Origin of the sequence: Halofilum ochraceum (assembly GCF_001614315.2) — a bacterium.
GTDB lineage: Bacteria > Pseudomonadota > Gammaproteobacteria > XJ16 > Halofilaceae > Halofilum > Halofilum ochraceum.
Map to the genome: position 1 here is coordinate 177059 of NZ_LVEG02000005.1, position 26202 is coordinate 203260.

The 26202-nt window shown below is 61.8% G+C and carries 20 protein-coding genes and 1 tRNA gene; 13 read left to right on the plus strand and 8 right to left on the minus strand.

Annotation, left to right across the window (positions count from 1 at the left end; translation table 11 throughout):
- Positions 1-27 precede the first annotated feature (27 nt).
- Positions 28-996 carry a GGDEF domain-containing protein gene (locus A0W70_RS07315; RefSeq protein ID WP_070988570.1) on the minus strand — a complete coding sequence of 323 codons (969 nt, stop codon included), beginning with the start codon at positions 994-996 and terminating at the stop codon, positions 28-30.
- 338 nt (positions 997-1334) lie between these two features.
- On the opposite strand from A0W70_RS07315, the gene A0W70_RS07320 reads away from it, so the two are divergent.
- A complete protein-coding gene (locus A0W70_RS07320) occupies positions 1335-2132 on the plus strand; it encodes a sensor histidine kinase (RefSeq protein ID WP_070988571.1) in 798 nt (265 codons plus the stop codon).
- Between the two features lie 35 nt (positions 2133-2167).
- Here the strand turns inward: A0W70_RS07320 and A0W70_RS07325 are convergent, their stop codons facing one another.
- A complete protein-coding gene (locus A0W70_RS07325; protein ID WP_070988572.1) occupies positions 2168-3160 on the minus strand; it encodes a cysteine synthase A in 993 nt (330 codons plus the stop codon).
- 253 nt (positions 3161-3413) lie between these two features.
- Here A0W70_RS07325 and A0W70_RS07330 point away from each other — a divergent pair, with 253 nt between their 5' ends.
- A complete protein-coding gene (locus A0W70_RS07330; protein ID WP_139150782.1) occupies positions 3414-4304 on the plus strand; it encodes a DUF6279 family lipoprotein in 891 nt (296 codons plus the stop codon).
- A gap of 166 nt (positions 4305-4470) precedes the next feature.
- Positions 4471-5478: an Ldh family oxidoreductase gene (locus A0W70_RS07335; RefSeq protein WP_070988574.1), complete on the plus strand. Its 1008-nt coding sequence runs from the start codon at positions 4471-4473 to the stop codon at positions 5476-5478.
- A gap of 40 nt (positions 5479-5518) precedes the next feature.
- On the opposite strand, the gene speB is transcribed toward A0W70_RS07335, so the two are convergent.
- From speB to A0W70_RS07350, 3 genes are all read right to left on the minus strand, one after another.
- Entirely contained in the window at positions 5519-6469 is a 951-nt protein-coding gene (gene speB / locus A0W70_RS07340) for an agmatinase (RefSeq protein WP_070988575.1), read from the minus strand.
- Positions 6470-6549: 80 nt separating this feature from the next.
- The gene (locus A0W70_RS07345; RefSeq protein WP_083330849.1) at positions 6550-7884 is read right to left on the minus strand and encodes an NAD(P)/FAD-dependent oxidoreductase; all 1335 of its coding nucleotides are present in this window, start codon (positions 7882-7884) and stop codon (positions 6550-6552) included.
- A gap of 1 nt (position 7885) precedes the next feature.
- A complete protein-coding gene (locus A0W70_RS07350) occupies positions 7886-9256 on the minus strand; it encodes a glutamine synthetase family protein (protein WP_083330850.1) in 1371 nt (456 codons plus the stop codon).
- Positions 9257-9416: 160 nt separating this feature from the next.
- Between A0W70_RS07350 and A0W70_RS07355 the strand changes: the two genes are divergently transcribed.
- The 8 genes from A0W70_RS07355 (at position 9417) to A0W70_RS07390 (ending at position 18463) form a co-directional block, all read left to right on the plus strand.
- Positions 9417-10145 carry a GntR family transcriptional regulator gene (locus tag A0W70_RS07355; protein WP_070988576.1) on the plus strand — a complete coding sequence of 243 codons (729 nt, stop codon included), beginning with the start codon at positions 9417-9419 and terminating at the stop codon, positions 10143-10145.
- Between the two features lie 98 nt (positions 10146-10243).
- Positions 10244-11740 (plus strand): aldehyde dehydrogenase, encoded by a 1497-nt coding sequence (locus tag A0W70_RS07360; protein WP_070988577.1) that lies wholly within the window; start codon positions 10244-10246, stop codon positions 11738-11740.
- 13 nt (positions 11741-11753) lie between these two features.
- Positions 11754-13031, plus strand: coding sequence for an NAD(P)/FAD-dependent oxidoreductase (locus tag A0W70_RS07365; RefSeq protein ID WP_217495408.1), 1278 nt, complete (start codon positions 11754-11756; stop codon positions 13029-13031).
- 27 nt (positions 13032-13058) lie between these two features.
- A complete protein-coding gene (locus A0W70_RS07370) occupies positions 13059-14222 on the plus strand; it encodes an ABC transporter ATP-binding protein (protein ID WP_245675828.1) in 1164 nt (387 codons plus the stop codon).
- A complete protein-coding gene (locus A0W70_RS07375) occupies positions 14215-15141 on the plus strand; it encodes an ABC transporter permease (RefSeq protein WP_245675829.1) in 927 nt (308 codons plus the stop codon). The genes A0W70_RS07370 and A0W70_RS07375 overlap by 8 nt, the downstream gene beginning before the upstream one ends.
- Positions 15138-15953, plus strand: a complete 816-nt coding sequence (locus A0W70_RS07380) for an ABC transporter permease (protein ID WP_070988580.1) — start codon at positions 15138-15140, stop codon at positions 15951-15953. The genes A0W70_RS07375 and A0W70_RS07380 overlap by 4 nt, the downstream gene beginning before the upstream one ends.
- A 16-nt stretch (positions 15954-15969) precedes the next feature.
- Entirely contained in the window at positions 15970-17040 is a 1071-nt protein-coding gene (locus tag A0W70_RS07385) for an ABC transporter substrate-binding protein (protein WP_070988581.1), read from the plus strand.
- A 58-nt stretch (positions 17041-17098) separates the two neighbouring features.
- A complete protein-coding gene (locus A0W70_RS07390) occupies positions 17099-18463 on the plus strand; it encodes a glutamine synthetase family protein (RefSeq protein WP_070988582.1) in 1365 nt (454 codons plus the stop codon).
- A gap of 79 nt (positions 18464-18542) precedes the next feature.
- On the opposite strand, the gene A0W70_RS16975 is transcribed toward A0W70_RS07390, so the two are convergent.
- Positions 18543-18691 (minus strand) — tRNA-Leu (locus tag A0W70_RS16975).
- Between the two features lie 690 nt (positions 18692-19381).
- Between A0W70_RS16975 and A0W70_RS17320 the strand changes: the two genes are divergently transcribed.
- Positions 19382-19642, plus strand: coding sequence for a helix-turn-helix domain-containing protein (locus A0W70_RS17320; RefSeq protein WP_075109842.1), 261 nt, complete (start codon positions 19382-19384; stop codon positions 19640-19642).
- A 229-nt stretch (positions 19643-19871) separates the two neighbouring features.
- Entirely contained in the window at positions 19872-23219 is a 3348-nt protein-coding gene (locus A0W70_RS07395; protein ID WP_139150783.1) for a plasmid replication protein, CyRepA1 family, read from the plus strand.
- Between the two features lie 208 nt (positions 23220-23427).
- On the opposite strand, the gene A0W70_RS07400 is transcribed toward A0W70_RS07395, so the two are convergent.
- Both A0W70_RS07400 and A0W70_RS07405 read right to left on the minus strand, forming a co-directional pair.
- A complete protein-coding gene (locus tag A0W70_RS07400) occupies positions 23428-23769 on the minus strand; it encodes a helix-turn-helix transcriptional regulator (protein WP_217495409.1) in 342 nt (113 codons plus the stop codon).
- Positions 23770-24169: 400 nt separating this feature from the next.
- Entirely contained in the window at positions 24170-26149 is a 1980-nt protein-coding gene (locus A0W70_RS07405; protein ID WP_070988584.1) for a DEAD/DEAH box helicase, read from the minus strand.
- Between the last annotated feature and the right edge of the window lie 53 nt (positions 26150-26202).

Sequence of the window (26202 nt, forward strand, 5' to 3'; positions counted from 1 at the left end):
GTTAACGTGCGGGAATGCGCCCTCTGCTTATCCGGCGTGACCGCCGCTTTGAACCGGTGGTGGCTTGACGATTGACGCGTGGGCAAACGCACCGCCGCCGCGCACCTTGACGCTGTACATGGCAGCATCCGCCGATTCCAGCAGCAACTCCGGCGTTTCCCGGGTTTCGGTCGCTATCGCGATGCCGATACTGACCGACAAGCGGATGCCGCGATCCGCGAGCCGGACGGGTTTCTGCAGCGCCTGCAGGATCCGCTCGGCGACACGCTCGGCAATCTCCTCCGCGACCGCCGGCTCGCCCGGCTCTTCCATCAGCACGACAAACTCGTCGCCCCCGTAGCGGGCGACGATGTCCTGCGGTCGGACGGCACTCGTGAGCCGTTGACCGAGGATCTCCAGCGCCCGGTCCCCGCCCGAATGCCCCATCGTGTCGTTGATCTCCTTGAAGCGGTCGATATCGACGAACAGCAGCCCAATGCCGGCGCCACGTTGCTTTGCTCCGGCGCTGGCCTCGCGGAGACGCTGCATGAAGTGGGCCCGGTTGGGCAGATCGGTCACCGTGTCGCTATAGGCGAGACGAGTGAGTTTGTCACCGTGTTCGAGTTGCGCGGTGAGGTCGACAAGAAGCACGACATAGCAGATATCGCCGGAGTCGATGATACTGACTACCGAGATCTGTACGGCGAAGTGCGTACCATTGAAGCGAAGCGCTTCGCCCCGCTGGCGGTCGATGAGCCACTCCGGGCGCCACCGGCCGATTTCCATCACGCGCCGGCTGCGGCGGAGTTGATCCACGGAGAATCCGGGTAACAGTTCCTCGATCGATTGTCCGATCAGTTTTCCGTCCGCGCATGCGAACAGGAGGTTCGCGCCGCTCCCGCTGAGGCGGATCCGACCCGCGCTGTCGATACCGAGCAGCCCGATCGCGTCCGAACCGAGCAGCAGTTCGCCGAACAGGCCCAGTGGCCGCAGCGACGTTGAAATGGGGTCTTTCATCGTAGTGTCCGCTGAAACCCGACTACCGCTCCGCCTCCCTGCCGTGTTTTCCGCTGCGTCCAGCCGGGTTGGCCGGGAACCCGCGGCGCGCCGTGATCTGGATGAGCACCGGTCGATGGTTTTCCGTCACCGGTTAGCCCTGACTATGGTTCGCTGCGATTATGATGCCACCCGGGAATTCGGGCGTTTGTTGGCGCAATTGACTATTATCAATGTAAGGATCGTTACACCGCCGCTTGCCGGCGATCGAAGCCGGGGACGGAACCGCACCGGCGCCCTCTCCTGTCCCCACTTCGCCCGCTGCGCAGCGCGGAGCAAGGTGTCAGGAGCTTACAGCCATGAAACGCGATCACGCCGACCGGAAATCGGAACATCCGGACGAATCCGCGACCCGCGAAGCCCGGGAGCTCGCGGCCGACTATGAAGCGCATCTGGAGGCGCTCAATCGGGAGCTGGAAAGCCGTGCCCGGGAGGCGGAACTGCGGACGCAACAGCTGCAGGCGCTGACGCTCCAGTTGACGCATGCCGAGCACAGTGAGCGTCGGCGGATCGCCCGCTTCATCCATGATCAACTGCAGCAGGTGCTGGTCACCGCGAAACTGCAGACCGTAGGGCTCGTCGGCGCCCCCCCGGCCGAGGTCGAACAAAAGGCGCAGCGCCTGCAGGAACTGCTGGACTCGGCGATCCAGCGTGCACGGGGCCTGAGCCATGAACTGTGTCCGTTGATCCTCTCGGATCACGGCCTCGCCGCCGCGCTCGAGTGGCTCGCCGAGGAATACCGTCGTGACCAGGTCATGGATGTGCGTGTGGAGGTCGATGCGGAACTGTCGCTGTCGGAGGACCTCGAGACGTTCCTGTTCCAGGCGATCCGGGAACTGCTCCTGAACGCCCTCAAGAACGGCGACGCCACCCGCGTGGAGGTCACGCTGGACCAGACCGCCAAGGCGGTCCGCGTCGCCGTCGAAGACAATGGCAGCGGCGACGAGGTCGCGCAGGCCCTCCCCCACCAGGGCACGCCGGGTATCGGCCTCTCGGTCATGCGGGAACGCGTCGACATGCTCGGCGGCAGTATGGATGTGGAGACCGCTCCCGGAAGCGGGTTCCGCGTGGGTCTCTACTTGCCGACAGGCGCTTGATGGCCGCGGCAGGAACAGCGTTCCTGCCGCTGCGATCAGGAGGCGTTCAGGGCCGGCGCTTCGAGTCCTTTGCCCGCGAGCCAGGACGGATCGAACAGGCGCGACTGGTAGCGTGCCCCGCTGTCGCAGAGAATGGTCGCGATCGTGTGGCCGGGGCCCAGTTCGCGTGCGACCTGCACGGCGGCGCAGACATTGAGTCCGGAAGATCCGCCCAGGAACAACCCATCGCGATGCAGCAGGCGATAGACCATGTCGACCGATTCCTGGTCGGCGGGCATGACCGCGTCGTCGATGGCCGTGCCCTCGAGGTTGGCGGTAATCCGGCTCGTCCCGATCCCCTCCGTGATCGAGCCGGAACCGACGGCCTGCAATTCGCCGTTTTTCACCCAGTTGTAGAGGGCGCTTCCGGGCGGATCCGCCAGTACGATCCGCACGCCCTCGTTCTGTTGCTTAAGATACCGGGATACGCCGGCGAGCGTGCCGCCCGTGCCGGTCGCGGCGACGAAGGCGTTGATCCGCCCTTCGGTCTGCCGCCAGAGCTCGGGGCCGGTGGTCGCATAATGGGCGTCTCGATTCGCGGTATTATCGAACTGAGCCGCCCAGATCGCGTTGTCCGTCTCCTCCGCCAGGCGGCGGGCCACGTGCTGGTAATTGTCCGGATCGCGGTAGGGCTTCGCGGGAACCGGCCGGACCTCGGCCCCCAGGATGCGCAGCAGGTCCATCTTCTCCTGGGACTGGGTCTCGGGGATCACGATCACGCAGCGGTAGCCACGCGCATTACAGATATGCGCGAGCCCGATGCCGGTATTGCCGGCGGTACCCTCGACAACGGTGCCGCCGGCGCGCAGTTCACCGCTTGCCTCGGCCGCCTCGATGATGCCCAGCGCGGCGCGATCCTTGACGGACCCGCCGGGATTCAGGAACTCCGCTTTGCCCAGAATCTCGCAGCCGGTCTCCTCGCTGAGGCGCGACAGGCGAATCAACGGCGTATTGCCGACAGTTCCGGTGAATCCTTCGGTTATGTGCATGCTGGCTCCCGCCTGAACGCGTTTCGGCCCAACGGCATCACGACCGTCGCTTCGGTCCATCCAGGACGGGTCCTGGTGCCCATCGGGCGCTCCCGAAGGGAATGGTACGGGGGTGCCCGCGGGCCGACAAGGCAACCGTATTGCACTTGGCAGCCGGCACACCAGGTGTCCCGGTGTGATTGATCCCTGGCGACCATCGGGAGATGATCATCGAGCCGGTCGCGGTCGATCGGCGCCTTACACGGGAATCGGCATGCACGGAGCCGCGCGGGCGTATCGCCCCTGGTCACCACCCCCGCTGCGCATGACGGTGCTCGTTCTGCTCGTGGTGCTGACAGGCTGCAGTGCGTTCTCCCTCGCATGGAGCTACGTCGACAGCGTGCTCGTCGATCGTGTGGATGACTGGGTCGCCCTGAAACCGGCACAGCGCTCGGATCTGCAGAGCCAACTGGAACCGTGGCTCGACCGGATCGCGGTCGAGCGCATGCCGGGATATACGGAGTTCCTGCGCGCCGCCGCCCTTCGAACCCGTAGTGAGCTGACCGGTGCCGATGTCCAATGGGCCTACCGTGGCGCCAAAAAGCGGTATGAAGCGCTGATGGGCGACGCGATCGATGGGTGGCTGGCGTCGGTACTCGCGGACACCGATCAGGACCAGCGCCGGTACCTGCGTCAACGGATGCAGACGGAAAATGCGGCGTACCGCGAGCGCTATGTCGATGTCTCCCACCGTGCAAGCCAGCGGGCGCTCGCCGAACGGATGATCGACTTCATCGAGAGCTGGACCGGCCCGCTGGACGTCCATCAAACGCAATTACTGTATCGCGGTGTACGCGAATTGCCCGATACCTCTGCCGAATGGTACCGCTATCGGACCCGCATGCAGGCGGGGCTGCTCGCCCTGCTCCGCCGTGATGCAGAAGCGGCGGAAGTGGCCGCGTGGATGCGCGGCTGGTGGGTGGACCGCGCGGCATTGCGGCCGCACGAGCGTGCTGCATTCGACCGGTTCAGGGCGGGGCTCATCGATCTGCTCACCGAATTCGCCGGGACACTGACGCCGCTGCAGCGCCTGGCGATCGGCCGCCGCCTGCGCGGGATCGCGAATGAACTCGAAAGCATCCATTTCCAGACCGTTCGGGGGTAACCCGGCGCCCGGGCCAGGATTACTGATCGGGCGATAAAGACGCCTCGACATCGGCCAATGGCCGTTCGCGCCGCGGGTGCTTACACTTCCCCGGTCTGCCCCGATCCGGGGCCTGCGCCGCCGCCGACCGCGGGGCGGCAAGCACAACGAAACGGATGGAGGCGATATGTCGGCCCAGTTGACACTCGAGCAGGTGGAAGAACTCACGCAGAGCGCCCTGGTCGCCTGTAACACGCGCGAAGACAATGCCCGTTCGGTGACGCAGTCGGTCGTCGCCAGCGAGGCGGACGGTATCCACAGCCACGGTCTGGCGCGCCTGCCCACCTATTGTGAACATGCCCGCTGCGGCAAGATCGACGGCAACGCCAATCCGACCGTGGAGCCGGTTGCGCCGTCCGGGCTGCTGGCCGATGCGAAGGACGGCTTCGCGCATCCGGCGATCGATCGCGGACTGGAGCGGCTGTATCCGCTCGCCCGCGAACAGGGAATCGCCGCGCTGGCTGTCACGAACTCGTATAACTGCGGCGTCTGCGGTTATCACGTCGAGCGGATCGCCGATGCCGGGCTGGTCGCACTCGGCTTCGTCAACGCCCCCGCATCCATCGCGCCCTGGGGCGGCAGCAAGGCCGTGTTCGGCACCAATCCCCTCTCCTGTGCCGTACCCCGGCGGTCCGGTGCACCGCTGGTGATCGACCAGTCCTCGTCGGTGATCGCGAAGAGCGAGGTCGTGGTGCACAAGCAGAAAGGCGAACCCATCCCCGAAGGCTGGGCACTCGACAAACACGGGCATCCGACCACCGACCCGGAAGCCGCACTCGACGGCGGGACGATGCTGCCGATGGGCGGCTACAAGGGCGCCGGGATCGCCCTCATTGTCGAGATCATGGCGGCCGCGATGACGCGCTCGAACTTTGCGATCGATGCGTCATCGTTCGCGACCAACGAAGGTGGATCGCCGCGTACCGGGCAGTTCTTCATCGCCATCGATCCCGCTGCGTTCGGCGGGCCCGATTTCGGCGATCGGCTGGAACATATGCTGGCCGCGATCGAGGGTCAGGAAGGTGCTCGCCTGCCCGGTCAGGGGCGGCTTGCCGCCCGCGAGCGTACGGGCGCGGAAGGGATTACGATCGCCGACGCGCTGTACGAGAAGATCCGTGGGTACGCCGGCGCCTGAAGCGGGTCGGCCCCAACCGACCACCCTGTCAGGCGGTTGGTCAGCCGTCGCGCCGCTGGGCGGCGAGCAGGCACAGGTAATCATGGGCAATGGTCGCGGCGGCCGTTGCCGTAATGCCGCTGTGGTCGTACGCGGGCGCGACCTCGACGACGTCCATGCCCACAAGCGAGAGGTCGCCCAGGTCGCGCAGGATCGCAAGCGCCTGGGCCGAGCTCAGCCCGCCGGGGACCGGCGTGCCCGTGCCCGGTGCAAAGGCGGGATCCAGGCAATCGATATCGAACGTCACGTAGACGGGGTCTGACCCCACGGTCTCGCGGATACGCTCCACGGCCGCAGCGGGACCGTTGGCATGAATCCACGGGGCGTCGATCACGTTGAATCCCATGGCCGGTGCGTGGGTGCGGATGCCGAGCTGTACCGAACGGCCGGGATCAATCACCCCTTCGTGCACTGCGCGCCCGATCATCGTGCCGTGATCGAGTTGGACGCCATCGTCGGGCCAGGTATCCGGATGCGCATCGAACTGGATCAGGGCCAGCGGGCCGTGCCGCTCGGCGTGCGCTTTCAGCAGTGGCCAGGTGACGTAATGGTCGCCCCCGAACGTCAGCATGCCCGGACCCCGCGCGAGGATGGCGCGCGCATGCTCGAGGATCGATTCGGCCATGCCGTGCGGGTCGCCGGGTGGCAGGTAGCAATCGCCCCAGTCGGCCACCGCGAGGTGGTCGAACGGATCAAACCCCCAGGGAAACGCGTCGAGTTCCGCCAGTTGGGTGGATGCGGCGCGGATCGCCTGGGGACCGAATCGGCTGCCCGGGCGGTTGGTCGTCGCCAGATCGAATGGCAGGCCGCTGACGACCACATCGGCCGCGTCAATCTCGCGCGTGTAGCGCCGGCGCAGGAAGCTGAGCGCGCCGCCATAGGTCATCTCCGGCTCGCGACCATACAGCGTGGTCGCGCGGAACGCCTGATCGCCCTGCCCGTGTTCGCTCATTCAACTGCCCCCATGATCTGTCTGCCGACCCGCATGCCGCACCACTAAGCGGGACCCGCCGCGTGCCGCCTGTCCGACTCTTACAGCCCGATTTTTTCCTTCGCCAGGTAGTACCAGGCGCCCAGCATCGTCAACGGCACCCGCAGGGTCCGGCCGCCGGGGAACGGGTAATTGCGCAGGCGCGCGAACGCATCGAAGCGCTCGGTCTCGCCGTCGATCGCCTCGGCGATCAGGCGTCCCGCGAGATGGGTGGTGGTCACACCGTGGCCGCTGTACCCGTGGGTGAAGTACACCGGGCCGTTCAGCCGCCCCATATGGGGAATGCGGGTGAGCGTGAGCGCGAAATTCCCGCTCCAGGCGTAATCGATGCGCGCGTCGGCGAGTTCCGGGAATGTGCGTGCGAGATGCGGGCGGAGTTTGCCCACGATGTCATCGGGGGTGACACCGCCGTAGATCGTGCCGCCACCGAAGAGAATCCGGTTATCCGCGGTCGGGCGGTAATAGTCGAGGATGTAGTTGCAGTCCTCCACGCACACGCCGGTCGGGAACAGGCGCTCGATCACCGCGGGGTCAAGCGGCTCGGTCGCCATGACCTGGGTGCTGACCGGCATCACGCGATCGCGCAGCGCCGGAACGGCATCGCCGAGATAGGCATTGCCACAGAGCACGACGTGCTTCGCGTGGACCCGTCCACCGGACGTGTGAACGACCGGCCGCTCGCCCTGCTCGACCCGTGTGACGGCCGAATGCTCATGGATCCGTCCGCCGAGCGATTCCACTGCCTCCGCCTCGCCCAGCACGAGATTGAGGGGGTGGATGTGGCCGCTCCATCGATCCAGGAGCCCGCCGACATACAGATCCGTCGCGACGTGCTTGCGGATGGAATCGCGATCCAGCAGTTCGAGCCCGTCGTGGCCGTATTCTCCCCATTCCTTTTTCTGCTGCTCGAGTTCCCCCAACTGCCGGCGGTTCAAGGCCGCGAAGAGTCCGCCTTCACGCAGATTGCAGTCGATGTCGTAGCGTTTGACGAGCTCGCGGATAATCCCCGAGCCCTCGAAGGCCATCGAGCCGAGCTGGCGGGCGGCCTCCGGGCCATAGCGTTTCTCGATGGTGGCGAGATCCCGGCTGTAGCCGTTGACGAGCTGCCCACCATTGCGCCCCGAGGCGCCCCAGCCGACACGTGCGGCTTCCAGCACGGTCACCGCGTAGCCGCGCTCGGCGAGATGCAGCGCCGTCGACATGCCCGAAAACCCGGCCCCGACAACGCACACGTCGGTCGTCACGTCGCCCTCGAGCGCTGGCCGTTCGGGGGAAGGTCTGGCGGTCGCCGCATACCAGGATTCGGCGTGCTCCAGGCTTCCGGTCGCGCCGGGCGCCACTGTGCGCGCGGCGGTCTGTTCGGCAGTCGCGTTCATATCAGATCGCACCCAGGTAACTTTCGTATTCGAAGCGCGGAACATCCCGGCGGAAGCGGGCCTGCTCCTGACGTTTGCAGACCGTGAACAGGCGCCGGTACTCCTCGCCGAAGTACTCCGCGACGAACGCCGATTCCCCGAAGGCGCCCAGCGCGCTCTCCCACGTCTCGGGCAGTCCCGGCGCATGCTGGTTGAACGCCGAGCCCTTCGTCTCAGGCGGCGGCTGGACCGCGTTCGCGAGTCCGTGATCGATGCCCGCCAGTATGGCCGCGACGGCGAGATAGGGATTCGCATCCGCGCCCGCTACCCGGTGCTCGACCCGTGTCGCGGCTGGACTCGAGAGTGGTACGCGGACCGCGGTCGTGCGGTTGTCGAATCCCCAGGTGGGGCCCATCGGAACGTGCGCACCGACCTGGAATCGGCGCCAGGAGTTCGCATGCGGCGCGAATACCGCGGCCGCGTCGTACATCGTCTCCATCAGGCCACCCACGGCATGATGCAGGGCCGCGGTCGGGCGTTCGCCATCGGTGAAGATATTGTTGCCATCACGGTCCAACAGACTGGCATGCACGTGCAGTCCGTTCCCCGCCTCATCGCCGAACGGCTTCGCCATGAAGCTCGCCACCAGGCCGTGGCGTCGTGCGACCGCCTTGATCGTGCGCTTGAGGAGAATGGCGTGATCCGCGGCCGCGACCGGATCGCCCACGTGCGTGAGGTTGACTTCGTACTGGCCATCGCTCTGCTCGGCGATGACCGTATCCGCGGGCACTCCCTGCGCGCGGCAGGCCCGGTCGATCTCCGAGAAAACCGCGTCCATTACGTCGAGCTCATCGAGGCCGAACAGCTGCGAACCGCCCCCGCGTCCCAGCCGGGTCGGCGGCACCGGTGAGCCGTCGGCCGCGGGCTCCGGCTCGAACAGCCGGAATTCCAGTTCCGTGGCGATGACCGGCGTCTGCCCGCGCGCGGCGAACCGCTCGGCTACACCGACGAGGACATTACGCGGATCCGCGTGGTATGGCGTGGTATCCGGTGTCTCCATGCGCAACAGCAGCTGGCCGCCGCGCCCCTCGGTCCATGGCAGCGGTTGCAGTGTTCCCGCAATCGGCCAGCATGGGTGATCCGCATCGCCCGTATCGAAGATCAGGCCGGAGGCCTCGACTTCATTGCCCCAGACGTCAAGGATCAGCGTCGATGCCGGCAGGCACAGGCCCTTGTCATAGAGACGCGCGAGCGCCGCGGCCGGAACCCGTTTGCCGCGTGCAATTCCGTTGATGTCGGTGACGAAGGCCTCGATGTACTCCAGCCCCGGGTACCGGTCGAGAAACCGCTCGACCTCCGCCGGTGTGCCGGTGTCTTCCTTCTCCTCGGACATGGGTACCGTCCTCGCGTCTGGCGGTCGGGCACGACCAGGGCGCGCCACGGACCGTATGTAATGTGATCACAAACTAGCAGCCCATCTGGCGCCTGGCAACACACTGTGATCAAATTTGCTAACCTCGGTACAGGTTACCGTTTTCCGGAGGACGCGGGCGATGCTCGATTCCGTGAACACCACAGCGCTCCACCCGCGCGCCGATGATGGCGCCATCACCGTACAGGAATGGGTATACCGGCAGCTCAAGGAGCGGATCCTCACCGGCCAGTTCGTGCCCGGGCGCAGCGTGACGCTGCGCGGGATCGCGGCCATGCTCGAGGTCAGCCCCACGCCGGTGCGCGAGGCCCTGCGGCGGCTCGTGTCGGAGCGCGCACTGGAGGTCCACGGCAACCGGCGCGTGAGCGTCCCGACCATGACGCGGCGCAAGTTCGATGATCTCTGCGCCGTGCGCGTGTCGCTGGAGACGCTGGCGGCGGAGCGTGCCATGCCGCACATCGACGCGGGTCACCTGGAGCGCCTTCGCCGCCTCGACGCGGAGGTCGACGAGGCGGTCGAGAACGGCGAGATCAACCGCTACCTGCACCGCCACCGGGAGTTCCACTTCAGCATCTACGAGTTGGGTTCGGCCGAGGTGCTGATGCCCTTGATCGAGAGCGTCTGGCTGCAGTTCAGTCCGTTCCTGCGGCTGGTCGTGAGTCATATCGGGGTCGACTACATCGTCGACCGCCACGCCGACGCACTGAACGCACTCGAACGCCAGGACCACGCAGCGCTGCGATTCGCGATCGAGGCGGATGTCCGCGAGGGTTTGGGGTCGCTGACGGAGTCGGAATGGCGGGATCTCGACGCCGCGACCCGCAAGGCCAGCGATGAGCCGGGCCGTTGAGCGGGGATTGCGCCCGAAAGCGCGAGACGCTATTGTGATCACAAAATAACACCCGGCGAAGACGCGCCGGCGTTCACCGATATGCGGAGGATCGCAGGATGGAATTGCCCGAAACACGGCAAGCCTGGGCCACACTGGCCGACTCGCTCGACATCCGGAATCGCGCGTTCATCGACGGCCGCTATGTCGATGCCGCCAGCGGCCGAGCCTTCGACTGCGTCAACCCGGCCACCGGTGAAATCATCACCCGCGTGGCCGAATGCGACAGCGAGGACGTGGACCGGGCCATTCAGTCCGCCCGGGCCTCGTTCGAGGACGAGCGCTGGGCAGGCATGGATCCCCGCGCGCGCAAGACGGTCCTGTTGCGACTCGCCGCGCTGATCGAAGAACACCGTGCGGAACTCGCCCTGCTCGAAACACTGGACATGGGCAAGCCGATCGCCGACTCCAGCGGCGTCGATATCCCGCTGGTGGCGCGTACGTTCGGCTGGTACGCCGAGGCGATCGACAAGCTCTACGGCGAGACCGCGCCGACCGCGGACAACGTGCTGGCCACGATTACGCGCGAGCCGATCGGTGTCGTCGCCGCGGTCGTGCCCTGGAATTTCCCGCTGATGATGGCCGCCTGGAAACTCGGCCCCGCCCTCGCGGCCGGCAACTCGGTCGTGCTCAAGCCGGCGGAGCAGAGCCCGCTCAGCGCGCTGCGACTGGCGGAACTGGCGATCGAGGCGGGGCTGCCCGAGGGCGTGCTCAATGTCGTGCCTGGATTCGGGCCGACCGCCGGCAAGGCATTGGGCCTGCACATGGAAGTCGACGCCCTCGCCTTCACGGGCTCGGCCGAGGTCGGCAAGCTCTTCCTGCAGTACGCCGGCCAGTCGAACATGAAGCACATCGCGCTCGAGTGCGGCGGCAAATCGCCCAACATCGTGCTCGCCGATGCACCGGATCTGGATCAGGCGGCCAGCGCCGCGGCCAATGCGATCTTCTTCAACCAGGGCGAGGTCTGCATGTCGGGCTCGCGCCTGATCGTCGAGGAATCCATCTGCGAAGAGATGATCGAGCGGATCGTGGCGCATGCGCGTGAGCGCGCGCCGGGCGACCCGCTGGACCCGGCCACCCGGCTGGGCGCGATGGTCGATGCCGATCAGATGGAGCGCGTGCTCGGCTACATCGAGAAAGGTCAGGCCGAGGGCGCGCGCCTGCGCGTGGGTGGTCAGCGCAGTCGCGTCGATAGCGGCGGCTCCTTCGTCGAGCCGACGGTATTCGACAATGTGAGCGGCTCGATGACGATCGCGCGTGAGGAGATCTTCGGTCCGGTACTGGCGACGATCCCCGTGAGCGGGGTCGACGAAGCGCTCGCGGTCGCGAATGACAGCCCGTTCGGTCTCGCAGCGGCCATCTGGACACGCGACATCAGCAAGGCGCATCCGGCCGCGCGCAGGCTGCGGGCCGGGACCGTCTGGGTGAACTGTTACGACGACGACGACATCACGGTGCCGTTCGGCGGCTACAAGCAGTCCGGTATCGGCCGCGACAAATCACTCCACGCGATCGATAAATACACCCAGACGAAGACCACCTGGATCCGGTTCTGAGCAGCCCATGCCCATGACCGATTACGTCGATTCCTGGTATGGCCATTCGATCCGCGTCGAGCTGGAGCCGACGCCGCGGCTCGAGGGCGCGCACCGCACCGACATCTGTGTCGTCGGCGGCGGGATAACGGGCTGCTCGACCGCACTGCACCTCGCCCGCCGCGGTTACCGGGTGAAACTGCTCGAGTCCGAGCGCATCGCCTGGGGTGCGTCGGGCCGTGCCGGTGGGCATGTGCTGCCGGGCCTCGGTACCGGGATGGACACGATCGCCAAAGGGCTGGGCCGTGACGCGGCGCGCGCCGTCTGGGACATGTCGCTCGAAGGCCTCCAGCTCGTCGATGATCTCGTCCGCGAATACGAGATCCCCTGCGATCTGCGCTGGGGCTACGTCCATACCGCGATCCGCCAGCGGCACATGAAGATGTACCGTGAGTGGGTCGATCAGATGGCGACCGAGTACGACTATCACGACATGGAGCTGCTCGACGACCACGGCGTCCGGGAGCGCGTGCGCAGCGATTACTATATCGGCGGTATCCACGAACCCCGGGCCGGCCGTCTGCATCCCATGAACTACACGCTAGGTCTCGCGCGTGCCGCCCAGTCGCACGGCGCCGAGCTGCACGAGGGCAGCGCCGTCACGCGCATCGAGCCTGGCGAGCCGGCGAAGGTGTACACGGAATACGGCCAGGTCGAGGCCGACTTCGTCGTGCTCGCCTGCAACGCCTACCTCGATGAGCTGGACCCGGCTCTGCGCTCGAAGATCATGCCGGTCGGCAATTACGTGATCGCGACCGAGCCGCTCGATGAGGCGCGCGTACGCGAGTCGCTGCCCACCGACGAAGCGGTTTCGGATGCCAATTTCGTCCTCGACTATTATCACCTCTCAGGGGACCGGCGCCTGCTGTATGGCGGCCAGGTCAGTTACAACGGACGTGAACCACGGAATCTGCGCCAGCGCATGGAGGCCAAAATGACCCGGATCTTCCCCGCCCTGGCGGGTGTCCGGGTGGAATATATCTGGGGTGGCTGGGTCGGCATCACGCTCAATCGCGCCCCTCATTTCGGCCGCGTCGGTACCAACGTGTACTTCGCCCATGGTTACTCCGGTCAGGGGATGGCCATGAGCGGAATGGCCGGCAAACTGATGTCCGAGGCCATCAGCGGCCAGGCGGAACGATTCGACCTGTTCGCTCGCATGCCGCACCGCGATTTTCCGGGCGGGCGCCACCTGCGCACGCCTCTGCTCGTGCTCGCGACCAACTTCTACCGAATGCGGGACCTGATCTGACCGCAACTTCCCGGGGGATACCGAGTCATGACGAACTCCGACACCATGCAGGCCGAGGCCGCCGAGGCCGAGGCGCAGCGGCAGACCGGCAAACCACCCGACCCGTACGCGGAAGTGCGACGCAACGCGACCGGGGGCAAGCCGCGCGAGGCATCGGCGATTTCCCTCCGGGGTGTGCAGAAACACTTCCCCGGCGGCGTGGTCGCGCTGGAGCATATCGACCTCGAGATCGATGCCGGCGAATTCTTCACCCTGCTCGGACCGTCGGGCTGCGGTAAAACCACCCTGCTACGCATACTGGCCGGGCTCGAGGATGCCACCGGCGGCGCGGTCGAAGTCGGTGGCGAGGATATCCTGCGCACGCCGGCCCACCGTCGCAGCGTCAACACTGTGTTCCAGTCCTACGCCCTCTTCCCCCATCTCAATGTGCGCGAGAACATCGGCTTCGGCCTGCGTATGCGCGGGGTCGACCGCGACGAATGCCAGCGTCGTGTCGATGAGACCGCGAAATTCATCAAGATCAGCGACCTGATCGAGCGCGATGTCGCCCAGCTCTCCGGGGGCCAGAAGCAGCGTGTCGCCCTCGCCCGCGCGCTCATCAACGAGCCCGACCTGCTGCTCCTCGACGAGCCGCTCTCGGCGCTGGATGCCGGCCTGCGCTCGCAGTTGCAGGTGGAACTGTCGCAGACCCAGCAACGCCTGGGCATGACGTTCGTGTTCGTCACCCACGATCAGCAGGAAGCGATGGTGATGAGCGATCGGATCGCGGTCATGAACGATGGCCGCATCCAGCAGGTTGGACCGCCCGAGGATATCTACGAACGCCCCGCGAACCTGTTCGTCGCCCGCTTCATGGGTCATACCAATCTTTACCCCGTGGAGCGCGCGGACGACGGCACGCTGGACACTGCCCTCGGTCCGTTGACGGGTTGCGACAACTGTACCGGATCGTATGTCCTGATCCGCCCGGAGACACTCGACCTGCTGCCGCCCGAGGAGGCCGGTGAGAACCGATTCCGCGCCCGCATCCTCGATCGCCTGTACCGCGGCGCGTTCGCCGAGTACCAACTCGAGTGCGGCGATTCGCGGATCACCGCCATCGTCAGTAATCGGGGCCAGACGCCGCATGAGCCCGGTGAATACGTGGCGCTGGCGGTCGATTGCGAAGGCCTGGTGTTTCTCGATGAGTAGCCTGATGGCGCGGCGGAAAATGACCGGCGGCTTTGGATACTGGGGCCGGACGACGCACCTGCTCGGCACCATCGCGCCGGGGATCCTCTGGATCGTCTTTTTCCTGGTGCTGCCCAGCTTCTACCTGATGTCGGTGGCGTTCATGTCGAACGGGCCATACGGCCTGCCACAGATGCCATTGTCCCTGCAGTCGTTCGAGCAGTTGGCCGGCTTTGGCTTCCTTGGGTGGAGCCCGGGGAACCTCTACACGCTGGCCCGATCGCTCTGGCAGACACTGATCGCGACCGGCCTGGTCATCCTGATCGCCTATCCGCTCGCGTATTTCATCAGCACCCAGCCGCCCGGGCGCCGCCCGCTGATGCTGCTGATCGTCGTGGTGCCGTCGTGGACCAACCAGGTCATCCGGGCGTTCGGCTGGATGAACATCCTGGCACCGGATACGCCGATCTCGAACCTCGCGGCGAGCGCGGACCTGATCCCGTCGGAGATGGGCCTGTTCCCGTCCAACTTCGCCGTCGTGCTCGGCCTTGTCTACAACTTTCTGCCGTTCATGGTGCTGCCCCTCTATGCCTCGTTTGAGCGGCTGGATGCAGAGATCGTCCAGGCGGCGCATGACCTGTACGCGAAGCCGGTCAATGTGTTCCGCCACGCGATCCTGCCCCAGACCCTGCCGGGGCTGATGGCCGGTACCGTACTGGTATCGATTCCCGCGTTCGGCATGTACGTGATCCCCGAGCTGCTGGGTGGCGGCAAGTCGATGATGATCGGTAATCTGGTCGCACGGCAGTTCGCCGAGGCCTCCAACTGGCCACTCGGCGCCGCGGCCGCCCTGATCATGATCCTGGCGACCCTGGGCGGATTGATGGTCCTGCGCCGACTCGGCCAACGCCTCGGGGGCGGCAAGGAGGTGGTACTGTGAGACGTGCAAACTTCCAGAGAGGACTGCGGGCCTGGTGGTACATCGTCCTGTTCTTCCTCTATGCGCCGCTCGCGATCGTCGTGCTGTTCTCGTTCAACTCGACGCGGACCTATTCGACCTTCAAGGGGTTCTCGCTCGAGTGGTACGTAAAACTCTTCGCGAACGAGACGATCGTCAACGCGATTTACAACAGCCTGACCCTGGCGATCGTCTCTTCCACCCTGGCGACCGTGCTCGGCGCGATCCTCGGCTATGGCATGTACCGTTATCGCCACCTGAATCTCGGGTGGCTGATCTGGTTCATCTACCTGCCGCTGGTCATGCCCGATATCGTCTACGGGATCTCGCAGATGACTTTCTTCGTGCAGATCCACGAGGCGACAGGCCTGTTGAAACCGGGACTGCTGACGATGATCATCGCGCATATCTCGTTCCAGATCCCGTTCGTCGCCCTGCTGGTGTACTCGCGGCTGCTGCAGCTCGACCCGCTCCTTTTCGAGGCGACCCAGGACCTGTACGCGACCCCCTGGCAGCGGGCATGGCATTTCATCATTCCCACGCTCCAGGCGGCGCTGATCTCGGCGTTTTTCCTGTCGTTCACGCTGTCGATCGACGATTTCGTGATCAGCTTCTTTACCGCAGGTCCCGAGAGCACAACGCTCCCGATCTTCATCTGGAGTGCGATCAAGAAGGGCATTACCCCCGAGATCAACGCGATCTCGACACTGATGATCGTCGCCGTCTTCACGGCCGCGGCGATCAGTTATGCCATCCAGCGGGCGAAGCCCGTGAGCAAACCGTCACAACAGTGACAATGGAGTCCGACCCATGAGACCCATCATAAAACCCGTGGTGATGTCACTCCTGGGCAGTCTGGCGCTTGGCTTTGCCGTCAGCGCACAGGCACAGGAGGACAAGCTCTACATCTTCAACTGGTCGCAGTACATGGACCCGGAGATCATCAAGGCGTTCGAGGAGAAACACGACGTCGAGGTGGTCGAGAACTACTACAACTCCCTGCCGGAGATGTTCTCCAAGCTGCGTGCCGGCGGCAAGTCGCAGTACGACATCATCGTACCGTCGAACTACTTCGTGCCGCGTCTGGTCGAAACCGGGCTGGTCCAGAAACTGGATCACTCGAAGCTCCCGAACCTGGAGAATCTCAACGACCGTTTCCTCGACCCGAGTTTCGATCCGGGGAACGAGTACACCGCCGCCTACCAGTGGGGCACGACCGGCCTGATCTACAACAAGGCGGAACTGGGTGAGGTCGACAGCTGGGACGTCATGTTCGATGAGGAGAGGAACCCGGACAATCCGTTCTCCCTGATCAGTGACGGTCAGGTGTCGATGGGCATTGCCTGTGCCTACCTCGGCCACGGCTACCGCTGCCAGGATACCGAGCAGTGGAAGGAAGCCGCAAAACTGATCATCAACACCAAGGGCCGTTCGAACTTCAACGGGTTCGCCGACGGCACGCCGCAGCTGCAGCAGATTGCCCAGGGCAACATCGATGCGGGCATGAGCTATAACGGCGACTACCTCTTCTATGCGGACGAGGACCCCGATGCCTATGAGGACATCGAGTTCACGATCCCGAAGGAAGGGGCCGAGCTGTGGGTCGACAGCATGATGATTCCGTCCGAGGCGCCGAATCCAGACATGGCGCACAAGTTCATCAACTTCATTCTGGATGCCGAGATCGGCGCCCAGTTGTCCAACTGGACCTGGTACAGCAGCCCGAACGAGGCCGCCAAGCCGATGCTCGATGACATCCTCCTGAAAGCGCCGGCGACGCCGACGGACGAGCAGATGGAGCGTGTGCACTTCACGCCCAGCCTCAAGGGCCAGCAACTGCAGACATTCCAGCAGTTGTGGACCGACGTGCAGTCGCGCTGAAGCAGTGCACGGCCCGGGGGATTCCCCCGGGCCGTTTTCTTTCCATCAACGGTGATTTATGCAAAAGAAGGAAGACGACAAAACCGCCGCGATGCAGGCGTGGTTCGAAGAACGCGATATCACTGAAGTCGAGTGCCTGGTCCCGGACATGACCGGCACGCCCAAGGGCAAGATCATGCCCGCCAGCAAATATCTGCACGGGGGGCGGCCCCGCCTGCCCGATTCCATCTTTATCCAGACCGCCGCGGGTGATTACCCGGAGGACGACGAGCGGATCTGGAACCCGATCGAGCAGGACATGGAACTGGTCCCGGACCTGAGCACCATGCGCCTGGTACCGTGGGTCGATGAACCGACGGCCCAAGTCATCCACGATTGCTACTACCTCAACGGCGAACCGGTCGACCTCGCCCCGCGCTACGTCCTGCACCGCGTGCTGGAACTGTTCGAGGAGCGCGGCTGGAAGCCGGTCGTGGCGCCGGAGGTGGAGTTCTACCTCGTCCAGAAAAACACCGATCCCGATTACCCGCTGGAGGCACCGATCGGCCGGTCCGGCCGCCAGGGTGCGTCCAGTCAGGCCTACTCGATCGATGCGGTCAACGAGTTCGATCCGCTGTTCGAGAAGATGTACGACTACTGCGAAGCGCTCGATCTGGATATCGATACGCTGATCCAGGAGGAAGGCTCCGGCCAGATGGAGATCAATTTCCAGCACGGATCGCCGCTGGATCTGGCCGATCAGGTCTTCATGTTCAAGCGGACCCTGCGCGAGGTCGCCTTCGAGTTCGATATATACGCCACGTTCATGGCCAAGCCGATGCAGCACGAGCCCGGCAGTTCGCTGCATATCCATCAGAGCGTGACGGACAGCGAGAGCGGCGAGAATATCTTCGCCGGCGAAGATGGCCGGCCAAGTCGTCTGTTCCAGCATTATATGGGCGGCCTGCAGCGCTACCTGCCCTCGGCCATCGCCTATCTGGCGCCGAACGTCAATTCCTACCGGCGCCTCGTTCCGGGCAACCTGGCCGCCCCGATCAATACCGAATGGGGCTACGACAACCGCACGGTCGGCCTGCGCGCGCCGCACAGCAGTCCCGAGGCGACCCGGATCGAGAGCCGGATCGCGGGCGCGGACGCCAACCCGTATCTCGCCATGGCGACCAATCTGGTGTGCGGATACCTGGGCATGATGGAGCAGATCGAGCCCCGCCCGCCGTTGCAGAGCGTGGGTTACAAGGCCGGCCAGAATCTGCCATCGGAACTTGGCCGGGCCCTCGACGCCCTGGACGAGTGTCGCAAGCTGCATGAACTCATGGGCGAGCGCTTCACGCAGGCCTACCTGGCGGCAAAGCGCACCGAGTACCGCGCGTACTTCCGCGTCATCAGCTCATGGGAGCGCCAGTACCTGCTGCTGCGCGTGTAACGGCGTGGCGCACACGGACTCGCCCAGGGATGGGCGGGCACGCGCCTCAGCGGTCGCCGTTCCGCGGCGACGTGTGGAATGGTGCCCGGAGCCGGACTTGAACCGGCACGGCCTTGCGGCCGAGGGATTTTAAGTCCCTTGCGCGACGAAATACCTCCTGAAAATCTATTATATAACAGACAGTTACGAATGCCCAGCTGACTGAGGGGGCACTGAGGGGGCAATGGCGCGCCGCCACAGTTTCCTCATGCATTCAAGGTGTCTCGCTCAGGCACCTAACCTGGAGGATTCCCCAGCGAAAATCTACCCCGCAGCCCACTCCAAAAGACTCACCCGCCCACCCGAGCAGGCACTACCACCCATACTCCGCGATGGCAGCAATCGCTTCTGCCGGTTGCCGCCCTCACAAGCCGCATACAGGCGCGACTCAGTGTCTCGACCGCGTAGACCAAACGCTTGGCCACGCGAACCAACACGCGGATCATAGGCCCATATCAACCGACAGGGTCGATCAAACACCGCTGCGCGCCCTCGCCCACCTGCGATCTGTTCCACCATGCATTAGCCCCAGACGCCCAGCGCTCGGTCAACAGTCCCTTAAACCGAAGTCCGTGACAGACCACGACTCAACCAATCTCCATCAACGCCCTATCCAGCAAACGGCCATGAACGCGCTCTGAAGAACCGTGTAACGCCCCGTTTCACGTCCGGCCGATGCTCTTCTGCTGGGCACTCCCGGCTCTTCCCGCGGACGCACCGGTTCTATATCGCGACCCCTCCCCGCTGACTGCCTTCAGCTGATCACGGCAACAGTCGCTCCTGACAGTCCTCCCTCCTCTCCGCCCAACTACGTTCAACAACGCCCCACTGCGCGGCGTGACTAAATACGGAGAATGACAACCAGAGGAGACGATCATCATGAGCACAAAATCAGTACGAATTGGCGAAACGATTTACGGACCGGACCAGCTTATCCCCCTCGAGACTGTCTCGCAGTACATCGGTCTGTCCGTCCGGACCGTCCAGGATATGGCCTCACGTCGTGCCCTTCCCGTCCACAAGATTGGACGGAACGTCCGGATACGGATCAGTGAACTGGACGAATGGCTCACGGACACGAAAGTCCGCGGCGCCCAACCGCCGCTCCGTACTCAGACCCGCCGACGGGGACAGAGTTGAAACACACCCATGGGCATACCGAGCCGTCCTGGATCGTATTTCAAACGGCGATGCCTTCATCCGGCTTCTTTCGCACGCGTAAGTGCTCGCGGAAACGTAAGTTTTTAATCTATTTTTCCTTTAAAAACCGATACTTGCAATATACCGGACCCGCCCATACAATCCCCCCAATTAGTTCTCGGAGGATTCATATTGTCCGGCTAATAACAACAACAAGGAGACAATAATAATGACGACAAATATCGAAAATAGTACTTTCAACTATAAAAATAAAAACGATTCCGATGCGGACTTCCGTCCCTTTTTTTCTAGCTACCCGAATCCGAACACGGTACCCACGCATTATTTTACGATAATGCGATCCGGACCTATTCCCCGTAAGCACATTGACTGGGATTCATCAAAATCCGGCATCCAATCGTTCGCTAACGGGGTTCAGGGACAATACTGGCGGGGAGCCTGTTGTACCTACTCCAGCCTGGGCGAGCTACGTAACGAGATATTGTATCTACGTGAGTCTGCGGGATTCGTTCAACACCGCCACAAGTCCTGTGTGCCCGACAACAATCAGGTCGAACAACGTCTATCCCGAACAAATGCCGATTTCGACCTCTCATGCGGCCTTGTTCTGGACGTTGACCTCCCCGTCAATAATCCACTCGGGATTTCCACGCTAGGCGGAGTAATGGCCGCTCTTTCGGAAGTGCATCCGCCATTTGCGGAAACACCCTACCTGTGGAATTACAGCAGCAGCGCGAATATCTACACGGACAACGACGACTTCGTTTCCACGAAACTTGGTTTCCATATCAGGTTCATGACGGAGAAGCCGTGGAAACCCAGCGACCTCAAGAATCTGTTCAAACGCCTCGTGCTCTCCGGATATGGGTTCGTACCCGAGACCGACGACCGTTACTACATAGCGTCGCTAATTGACCCAGTTACCCAAAACCCGAACCAGTGGTTTATCGAGGCGCCCCCGGCACTCGGCTCGGGTTTGTATCGCCCGGAAGGGAGTGATGATCTTCATCTTGAAACCCAGGCGCGCCCCCACGCGCTTCTGCCTACGCCCCCTGCGCTCAGCAAGGCCGAAAGGGACCGTTACGAACCGCTCTGTCGCCAGCTTAAAAATGAAGCACGTGTTGACCGCGGGTTTTGCTGGAAAGATGGATCAGGATTTGCATGCCTCACCTCCTCCGGAACTACACAGAACGTACCGTCGAACCTCGTACAGGATTGTTTCGAGAATTCAGAACCTACATACCTCGACATGGACCAATCGCTCCGAACCGCCGACGATCAGATCATAACGGTCCGAGAAGTTACCTACAGACAGCCGATACACTCGCCTTTCAGGGATGACAGCAGGCCATCGGCCTTTGTGGCCCGGAATCCCTATGGTGTCCCATACGTTTACGACAGCAAGTTGGACATAATCTACTGGGCACGACCAACCCTACTCCTCAATCCAGCGCACATCGACAAAACAGTCACGGTCGAACAACAGTACCTTGATCCTGCACTTCTCCACCATACGGGCACTACGTTTGTTCGGTCTCAAATGGCGACTGGAAAAACCACCGCTTTGGGGGAATACATAGAAGGAACACAAAACACGCCCATATCCGGCTCGCATTCGGTAACGGGCACTCCAAAACGCCTCCCGGTAAGACTCCCGGTCGTCTATATCTGTCATCGTCACAAGCTCGCGCGCCAGGTGGCGGATAAGCATGGACTGGCTTTCTACGGTGATTTCGATCAGATCAATATCGACAATCTCAACCCGTACGGCGGCCTATCGATATGCGTTAACTCCGTTCACAAGCTACGACGTGCCCGCGTACTGTTCGATCACGTGATTATCGACGAGAGCGACCAGGTCGTCCGTCATTTGACCGGTGACACACTCGGGAACAATAACAACTCCGGATCGCAGCGTTTCCCAGTCCTTGAGTACATGAGTCATCTGATTCGCGGCGCTACCTCAGTTATAGCGTTGGATGCTCACCTGTCCAGTCTGACCAAAGATTACATTGCGCAGTATGATCCGCCGACGCCTGTCAGGGAGCTTACGAATACCTTCCAGCCCTATGCGGGCCGACCGGTCGAGATGTTAGACGATGGGAATGCCCTGCTTGCCGACTTTCAGGAAAGCGTCAAGAACCACTACACCGTCGCGCTCGCCGTTGACAACAAATCAACCGCGAAGAATACATTCAATGCTGTTGCGAAGTCCTTTCCCGAAAAACACGGTCTTCTTATAACGGCTGATGGCGTCACAACGAGCGCCGAGTTTAACCGCCACGTCTCGTTACGCCCAACCGATATTGATGAAATCTGGTCGAACCTGGACCAACGACTCGCCGACTTCGATTACTTGGTCTACTCGCCGACGCTTGGTACTGGTTACTCGATTGACGACGTGTCATTCGATACGGTGTACGGCCATTTTTCGTATCTGATCCCAAGCGATAACGCCCAGCAGCTCGCCCGGATACGGAATGCCCATTTACGGAAGGTTTATCGTAAACACGGAATAAATGACTTTTCAGGCGTTCGGGCGGACCGTAGTGTCTATCTTTTCGAAAATGAATGGAAAACCAATGAAGCGCTGCTAAAGATTTTGGAGGATGGTGATCATATTCGTTGCGCCTACGACCAGAACCTCCAGCCGACGCTAGAAAACGCCCTCAGTCAGCAGTATCTGCAGTTACTTGCCACAGTTGGCCATCACGAATACGACCAATATGGTCGCGGTACTCTCCACTTCATAACACTCCTTGAGGAACAAGGCTATTCACTGGAATACGTAGACAGCACTGAGACGGAACACACGAACGGACTAGCACTTTTGTCCGAAGGCCGTACCTATTCCGACGAAGACCGGAATGAGCGCATTCTAGAAGCGTCGTTGCCGGCCGATTCGGAAGCCTGGCAGTTGCGTCAACGGACTGCACGGTCCGCGAGCGACAACTGGAGGCTCGAACGTTACGATATGGAACAGTTCTATATTGAACCCATATCCGAGGCGCTAATCGTATTCGACGAATCCGGTGCCATGCGGCAAGCCATACCGAAATTGGAGTCTCTATGTTGCGACTTGGCCACTCTGCAGAGAAGAGATACTGCGGCCGGGCGTTCGGACGCTCTCGTTCATTGGCGCTCGGAAGCCGCAAGAAAGGTCCTATTTGATGAGATTATCGGACATATCGATGGATGCTCGGATATTTATGATATTCCGTCGGCCATAATCTGCAATGCCCTTCTTAAGAGTAGAGGACTCGGGCAGTTTTTATTGAGAAACAGAGACGAGGCTAATCGAGTGTTTAAAGCCAAAGTCCCGAGCAACGTCGTTGCACAGCCTTCTTCATACCTGAAACGCGTTCTCGAGGAATTCGGCTTCCGGCCTAGTCCCAAAGAGTACCGAATTGGTCAATTGTCAGCCTCTGTTAGGGAGGTTTTGGAAACCGCGTTGGGAGTTGAAGAGTTACCGAAACGGGTCAAGTTTTTCGAGTTCGATCAATGTCACACGACGCGGCTGTTCAACTATCTCGAAAGGCGCGATAAGGTTATATAGGCTGAGCATCTGCCGCGGGGTATCTACTCAAAACCTTCATTCCCTAAGAGAGAGTGGTTACCCCGCGGCAGCGCCGTTGAACGAGACTACCGTATAGGCCGCGAGCGTGAGCAACGGGGCGCTGAACTTGCCCGATGGCGTTCCAATTACATCTACAGTTCTCTGTTCAAGGCCCAGTTTCCCCGAATCACCCTGGCTTGGACTTGAATCACCCTGGCTTGGACTTCTCGCCGGGTTCAGTAATCCTCATGGCCGCCGCCTCAATTTCACTTTCCAGCCACCGCGAAGTATTCTTCGACAGCTTATGCGGTCCGGGGAGCACCCCTTCGCTCACCCAACGATAGATCGTCGGTATACTTGCATCAAATCGCCGGGCTACTTCTCGCGCCCGCAGAAACTGATACGGTTGCCTTGCGTGTTCGAGTTGATGTATCTCCTGCCGGTACTGCTCGCAGTTCCGACACATCGACTCAAGCTGAGCGTTGATGTCTTGGACCGTTTTTACGGCCCTTTGAAGTTCATTCTTGAGTTGGGTGATTTCGTCGGCCATCGGACTAGCCCTGATTCAATGGATTCCTACAGCTGGCTGTGGAACTAGGAGCAGTTCCAGGACACCGTCCGTTCCCAGCGTAACGGAGGTCAACAGTTATAAGCGCACCGTGCCCGAACTCACGTTCGCGTTAGATATCGGCTCCTATATATACCCTTCAGAAAACACAGATACTTACGTCACGGGTTGGCGAGCGATACTGCTGCATTCATTACGCCCGCGGATCACCGCCTCTTACCCGACTTGCTATAGCACCGTTTCCGATGGAATACAATCATCCAAAGATCGCCTTAAGAACGCCCGATCCCGAATTCCTAGTCGCCTACCGCTTCAGTCTATCGATCGCGCTCGCTTTTTCCGCGTCCACCGACCGAACTCAATTATCCACCAAACCTGACTGTCACAATGACCTCCATTCCACGAAATCTGGATACTCCTGATATGCGGCGTTCAGCGCGTCCCTGACTGGGCCTCCGCCATCTCGAATATTTATCACCAATGTATCCATTGCGCGGGTAAGAGGAATCATAACCCATCTTGACGCGAACACCGCGGCCAAGTCCTCGCGAGATCCACCTAATTCGTCAACCGGATCGACAGACTCAAGGCCTTCGCGATACTTATATCGCCACAAATCATCTAATGCATAGTTAATTACCGACCATCCCTCTAATCCCCGGCATGAGTCATACTGAACGATCCGCAACGCGTCTTTCTCCACCGGATATGTTCTGCGTACATCCGTTCCAGTTCCGTCCCATACATTGCCTCCTCGCGATACAATCTCGCGGCCGATCACGGACTCTGCCCGCGCGCCATCATGGCGCACTAGTGACGGAGGTACACAAGCTAAAAGGTCGATGGGATCGTTTCCTAGCTCTTCGGCCGACGCACGAAACTCCTCATACACGTCTGCACGCCCTGTAAGGTCCCCTTCGATCACGACTACTTGCCCACCATTCGCCTCTCGATTTACCGCAAGGTCCCATTCGTTCAATCCGAGGTGCTTAGCTACCCGGCCCACAAACGCCGTCAGATTCGCTTTCATCCGCAGGCATTTCGTCATGCGTTGTGTCTTACGTCGCTTTTTGTCAATTCCCGACGACCAGTTTCCAATGGATTTCCGAACGAACTGATCGACCCCATCGGCGATCACTAGCCGTTCGGCTCCGTACATATGGCGAAGGATTTCAATCTCATTCTCCGGCCAATCCTGCGCCTCGTCGACGAACACGGCATCCCAATCCAACTCGAATGGTTGGCCACGTTTTACATCCTCAATGTCCCCGGATGAGATCGCGCCGGCCTTAATGTATTCGAGTAAGCGTGCTTTACTGTCCTCGTATTTCTCCAAGAACCTGTCTTCGTCGTCGTCCAGTAGTCCAACGGCTTTCAACACGGTTCTCACTAACGAGTGCACCGTCGTGACCGAGATCCCGCCTCGGTCCAACCCTTCCGGAACCCCCAGTAGCGCCATAGTTCGTTTCAGGTCCGCTACTAGCGCGCGGTTATATGTTAGAACCAGTGAGCGCAGCTGGTTCTGGTCAAACGCGCGATATGCAAGTTGCAGTAACACGACCGTCTTCCCAACCCCTCCACGTCCCCGAATGGTAACTTGCTTTTCGCCAACGTCCCGTAACCACGTTTCTGGTACGCCTCCTTTAGCGATCGAATCCATGCGTCTTCTGTCTAATGCCGACGGCTCCAGTCGCGCAAGAACCCCTGTTTTCGGATCGAGCGCCCTTTTGAACATGTCGTCGGACCCGGCCGATATAACGGCGTGTCGGCCCTTACGTATCGGCCCACTCACTTGGCCAAGAATATTGAGTATCCTCTCGACGCTTGCATCGATCCCAAAAAAATTATGGGGACGTTTCGGAAGGTTATCTTCCCGAAGGCCGGTAAAGAATACTAGATTCTGAACATAGACACCGTGGATTCCATGATCGGCCAAATAGTATTTGAACTCGAACATTTGATCTCGGTTCTTTTCAGTAACCGTCTGCCACGTCTCCTTTCCATTTCGTCTATACCGAACCGACGCTACGGTATCGTCGAAGTGGACGCCACTTGGGTCGTGACCTTTTACTTCGATCACAAGAGCCAAGTTTCGGACTTCCGCCGTCTTCGGGATGAAGCGCTCCCCATTCCGTGGATGAAACTCGCACTCCACGCCAAATGCACGCGGATCGCCAAACCTGCCGAGGACGACAAGATCTAAATCCTCAATACGTCGGCCATGCATCTTCATACCAGCAAAGATCTTGACCTGATCTCCGCGGCTTTGGGTTATATCGGGCCACAGCATTTTTAGCTGATATGCGAGATGGGTCGCCGCCTCATATTCCGAACCTTCTTTTACCCCGACAATCTCAAGCATTACTCTGAACTCGTTGGCTATCGTCTTTCGGTCGACAGATTCTCAGGACTGCT